The sequence below is a fragment of the Variovorax sp. WDL1 genome, assembly GCF_001541225.1.
Lineage (GTDB): Bacteria > Pseudomonadota > Gammaproteobacteria > Burkholderiales > Burkholderiaceae_C > Variovorax.
The window spans coordinates 1-4451 of sequence record NZ_LMTS01000084.1 but is presented as its reverse complement, the minus strand read 5'-3'; the positions used below and the strand labels follow the sequence as shown (position 1 = coordinate 4451).

7 protein-coding genes are annotated in these 4451 nt (G+C 69.4%); all 7 read left to right on the top strand.

The genetic code is table 11. The features are described 5' to 3' along the window. Positions 1 to 751, top strand: a 751-nt coding sequence (locus tag APY03_RS40120) for a flagellar hook-length control protein FliK (RefSeq protein WP_198161241.1), incomplete at its 5' end; no start/stop codon positions are given. Positions 752 to 851: 100 nt separating this feature from the next. After that, positions 852 to 1340: a flagellar basal body-associated protein FliL gene (gene fliL, locus APY03_RS11885; protein ID WP_068677043.1), complete on the top strand. Its 489-nt coding sequence runs from the start codon at positions 852 to 854 to the stop codon at positions 1338 to 1340. A 27-nt stretch (positions 1341 to 1367) separates the two neighbouring features. Continuing rightward, entirely contained in the window at positions 1368 to 2369 is a 1002-nt protein-coding gene (gene fliM, locus APY03_RS11880) for a flagellar motor switch protein FliM (RefSeq protein ID WP_068677041.1), read from the top strand. Further along, positions 2362 to 2805, top strand: coding sequence for a flagellar motor switch protein FliN (gene fliN / locus APY03_RS11875; protein ID WP_068677039.1), 444 nt, complete (start codon positions 2362 to 2364; stop codon positions 2803 to 2805). Before fliM ends, fliN begins: the two co-directional genes overlap by 8 nt. Beyond that, positions 2802 to 3287, top strand: coding sequence for a flagellar biosynthetic protein FliO (gene fliO, locus APY03_RS11870; protein ID WP_068677037.1), 486 nt, complete (start codon positions 2802 to 2804; stop codon positions 3285 to 3287). The genes fliN and fliO overlap by 4 nt, the downstream gene beginning before the upstream one ends. Further along, positions 3287 to 4051: a flagellar type III secretion system pore protein FliP gene (gene fliP / locus APY03_RS11865; RefSeq protein ID WP_068677036.1), complete on the top strand. Its 765-nt coding sequence runs from the start codon at positions 3287 to 3289 to the stop codon at positions 4049 to 4051. The genes fliO and fliP overlap by 1 nt, the downstream gene beginning before the upstream one ends. 10 nt (positions 4052 to 4061) lie before the next feature. Next, positions 4062 to 4331, top strand: a complete 270-nt coding sequence (fliQ, locus tag APY03_RS11860) for a flagellar biosynthesis protein FliQ (protein WP_068677035.1) — start codon at positions 4062 to 4064, stop codon at positions 4329 to 4331. Positions 4332 to 4451: the final 120 nt, after the last annotated feature.

Sequence of the window (4451 nt, the reverse complement as noted above, 5' to 3'; positions counted from 1 at the left end):
GGCCGCCGCATCGGCGGTTGCCCCGGCAAGCGCCCTGCCGTCCAGAACGACGCTGGCAGCGGCCGGCACCGCGACGGCTTCAGCCGCCACCGACGCGAAGGTCGTGCCCGCGGCTTCGCTGGCCGCCGGCGATGCCACGTCCGCCGCGGTGGAACCCGCCAACCCTGCAGCGGCGGCGGCAGACACAGCGGCAGCCTCCGCGCCCGTGGCGCCCCCGGCCGTGCTCGCATCGGCCTCCCCCATGCAGCCCGCGCTGGACCGCACGCAGCCCGCGACCAGCCCCGCACCCGCGCAGACCCTCACTCCGCCCTTGGGCAGCGCGGAATGGGCCCCGGCACTCGGCCACCAGATGCTGCGCATGACGGCCGGCGGCCAGCAGGTGGCCGAGCTCAACCTCAACCCGGCCGGCCTCGGCCCGCTGAAGATCACCCTCAGCGTCGGCGACAACCAGGCGCAAGCCATGTTCGTCTCCGCGCACGAGTCCGTGCGCAAGGCGGTCGAGGCCGCGCTGCCGCAACTGCGCAGCACCCTGGCCGAGCAGGGCATCAGCCTGGGCCAGACCTCGGTCGGCGCCGAATCGCGCCCCTGGGCCGGCGCGGGCGGCTTCGGCCAGCAGCAGGAGCAGCGCCAGAACGCATCCGCGAACGGCGCGAGCTACACCGGCGCAGGACGCAGCGAAGCGGCAGTCGCGCCGCCGCCCGCCCGCCCGAGCACACCGTCGCGCACCGCCGGTATCGACACCTTCGCCTGAACTCCCGAAACGCGCGATCTGAGGCCCTTTCCCCCGCTTGATCGGGGCTTCGTTTCGCCGCGCATCAACCAAGAATAAGACCACCCGAACGTTGCTTTCCATGGCCACCAGTCCCTCTCTCCCCACCGCCGCGTCGCCGCGCTCCTCGAAGCTCCTGATCGGACTGCTGGTCCTCACCAGCCTGGCCGCGCTGGCCGGCGGCGGCTTCGCTTTGAGCCGCAGCAGCCTGTTCGCGCAGGAAGCACCGGCCGCCGCAGCCCCGAAGCCGATGCCCAAGCCCATCTTCGTGACCCTCGAGCCGCTGACCGTCAACGTCCAGTCCGAGGGCCGCAGCCGCTTCCTGCACATCGGCATGGCACTCAAGGTGAACGACGAGCAGGCCAAGGCGCAGCTGGTCGAGTTCATGCCCGAGCTGCGCAGCCGCCTGCTGCTGCTGCTGTCGAACCGCCAACCCGAGACGCTGCTGTCCACCCAGGACAAGGCCAGGCTCGCCGAGGAGATCCGCACCGAGCTCAACCGGCCGCTCTCCCCCGAGGCCCAGCCGCAGGCGATCGCCGGCGTCTCCTTCAACACCTTCGTGGTGCAGTGATCAGCCCTCGCTTCGGACACACCACCCATGGCCTATGAACAGGTGCTCTCGCAGGACGAGGTCGACGCGCTGCTGTCGGGCGTTACCGGCGGCGCCGTCGACCAGCGCCGCGCGCCCGAGCCCCAGGCCGACGGCCTGCCGCTCTACGACCTCGGCGCGCCCGACCGCGTGGTGCGCGGCCGCATGCACACGCTGGAGGTCATCAACGAGCGCTTCGCGCGCAACCTGCGCAGCGCGTTGCTGAACTTCATGCGCCGCAGCCCCGACGTCTCGGTCGGCCCGGTGCAGATCCAGCAGTACGGCGAATTCGTGCGGCACCTGCCGGTGCCGACCAACATCAACATGCTGCACCTGAAGCCGCTGCGCGGCACGGCGCTGTTCGTGTTCGATCCGAAGCTGGTGTTCCTGGTCGTGGACAACCTGTTCGGCAGCGACGGGCGCTACCACGTGCGCGTGGAGGGCCGCGACTTCACGCGCACCGAGCAGCGCATCATCAAGCGCCTGCTCAACCTCAGCCTGCAGTGCTACGGCGATGCCTGGCAACCGGTGTTCCCGCTGTCCTTCGACTACATCCGCGCCGAGATGCACGGCAAGCTGGCCAACATCGTGGCGCCCAACGAGGTGGTGGTCACCACCACGCTGCAGATCGAGTTCGGCCCGGTGGGCGGCTTCCTGCACGTGTGCATCCCCTACTCGATGATCGAGCCGATCCGCGACCTGCTGTCCAACCCGGTGCAGGACGAGATCGAGATCGACAAGCGCTGGGTCAAGCAGATGAGCCAGCAGATGCAGAGCGCCGACGTGGCGCTCACCGCCGACTTCGTGACCATCGGCACCACCATCGGCGAACTGATGCGCCTGCAGGTCGGCGACGTGCTGCCGATCGAGCTGCCTGAAACCGTGCTCGCGCGCGTCGACGGCGTTCCCGTGATGGAGTGCGGCTACGGCGTCTCCAACGAACGCTACGCCCTGCGCGTGCAACAGATGATCTCCCACAAAGACAGCGATCCGAAGAGCGACCATGACTGACAACACTTCCTCCGGCGGCGACATGGACGACTGGGCCAGCGCCCTGGCCGAGCAGACCGCGGCCTCCGCCCCGGCGCCCCAGCCGGCGAGCCCTCCCGCCGCAGCGGCGGCACCCGCCGGCGCCCAGGTCTTCCAGCCGCTGCAGAACACCGCCGCCAGTGCCGCCGGCTCCGTGGACATCGAGCGCATCCTCGACGTGCCGGTGCAGCTGATGGCCGAGATCGGCCGCACCCGCATCACCATCAAGAACCTGCTGCAGCTGTCGCAAGGCTCGGTGGTGGAGCTCGACGGACTGGCCGGCCAGCCGCTGGACGTGCTGATCAACGGCTACCTGATCGCGCAGGGCGAGGTGGTGGTGGTGAACGACAAGTACGGCATCCGCCTGACCGACATCGTCACCCCCTCCGAGCGCATGCAGAAGCTCAGCCGTTCATGAATCTGCCCCGCCATCTTGCGCGCGGCGCGGCCGTGCTGGCAGCCTGCGCGGCCGCGCTCTGCGCGCACGCGGCCCTGCCCACGGTGCCCGCGCCCGCCGCCGAGGCCGCGCCGGCCGTCGGTGCCTCCGGTCTGCTGCAGGCGGGGCTCGGCATGGTGCTGGTGCTGGGCCTGATCTTCCTGTGCGCCTGGCTGGCGCGCCGCTTCGGCCTGCCGCGCTTCGGCGGCAGCGCCCTGGTCAAGGTGGTGGGCAGCGCGATGGTCGGCCAGCGCGAGCGCGTGGTGGTGGTCGAGGTGGGCGAGACCTGGCTGGTGCTGGGCGTCACCGCGAGCCAGGTCAACACGCTGCATTCGCTGCCGGCGCAGGCGCTGCCTGCGGCATCGGCGCCGGCTGCTGCGCATGGCGGCAGCGCGAAGGCGGTGGAGCTGTTCGCACAGAAACTGCGTGACTCGCTGGGTATCCAGCCGAAGCCGGGCGCCTGATGCCACGCCTTGCTCTTCGCCACCTGCTTCACCTGCGCCGCGCAGGCCTGCTGCTCGCGCTGACCCTGCCCGCGCTCGCCTTCGCGCAAGGCCTGCCGGGGCTCACCAGCACGCCCGGCCCCGGCGGCAGCCAGACCTGGTCGCTCAGCGTGCAGACGCTGGTGCTGCTGACCTCGCTGAGCTTCCTGCCGGCGCTGGTGCTGTCGATGACCAGCTTCACCCGCATCCTCATCGTGCTGGGCCTGCTGCGCACGGCGCTGGGCACCCAGGCCTCGCCGCCCAACCAGATCCTCGTGGGCCTGTCGCTCTTCCTCACCTTCTTCGTGATGGCGCCGGTCTTCGACAAGGTCTACGACGAGGCGTACAAGCCCCTTGCCGAAAACAAGATCGGCACCGAGCGCGCACTCGAGCGCGGCATCGCCCCTTTCAAGACCTTCATGCTCAAGCAGACGCGCGAGAACGACCTCGCACTCTTCGCCAAGCTGGCCAAGGTGCCGGCGATGGAAGGGCCGGAGGACGTGCCGCTGCGCATCCTGCTGCCCTCCTTCGTCATCAGCGAGCTGAAGACCGCCTTCCAGATCGGCTTCACCATCTTCATCCCCTTCCTGATCATCGACCTGGTGGTGGCCAGCGTGCTCATGTCGATGGGGATGATGATGGTGCCGCCCGCATCCATCGCCCTGCCCTTCAAGCTCATGCTCTTCGTCATGGCCGACGGCTGGCAGCTGCTCATCGGCGCGCTGGCCCAGAGCTTCTTCGTCTAGGAATCCAGGAATGACACCCGAATCGGTCATGTCCATCGGCAGCCAGGCCATCCACGTTTCCCTGCTGCTCGGCGCGCCGCTGCTGCTGGTGGCGCTGGTGGTGGGCCTCGTCATCAGCATCTTCCAGGCTGCGACGCAGATCAACGAGGCCACGCTGTCCTTCATCCCGAAGCTGCTGGCCGTGTTCGCGGTGCTGGTAATCGCCGGGCCGTGGATGCTGGGGCAGATGCTGGACTACATCCGCGCGCTGTTCTCGAGCATTCCGCAGCTCGTCGCGTAGTGGATGGGCGTCGGGTGTCGAACTTTGGGCTGGGAGTTGGTGGTGGGCATCGGGCTTCTCTTGTTGCGCTGCCTTTGGTTTGAGGCCGGGGCCGGGAGTTCGCCCCGGCGGGCGAGTCAC

Bases quoted from the DNA above. Each gene is read 5' to 3' on its own strand.
- fliO (WP_068677037.1), top strand. From the start codon at position 2,802: ATGAATCTGCCCCGCCATCTTGCGCGCGGCGCGGCCGTGCTGGCAGCC.
- fliN (WP_068677039.1), top strand. From the start codon at position 2,362: ATGACTGACAACACTTCCTCCGGCGGCGACATGGACGACTGGGCCAGC.
- fliP (WP_068677036.1), top strand. From the start codon at position 3,287: ATGCCACGCCTTGCTCTTCGCCACCTGCTTCACCTGCGCCGCGCAGGC.
- fliM (WP_068677041.1), top strand. From the start codon at position 1,368: ATGGCCTATGAACAGGTGCTCTCGCAGGACGAGGTCGACGCGCTGCTG.
- fliL (WP_068677043.1), top strand. From the start codon at position 852: ATGGCCACCAGTCCCTCTCTCCCCACCGCCGCGTCGCCGCGCTCCTCG.
- fliQ (WP_068677035.1), top strand. From the start codon at position 4,062: ATGACACCCGAATCGGTCATGTCCATCGGCAGCCAGGCCATCCACGTT.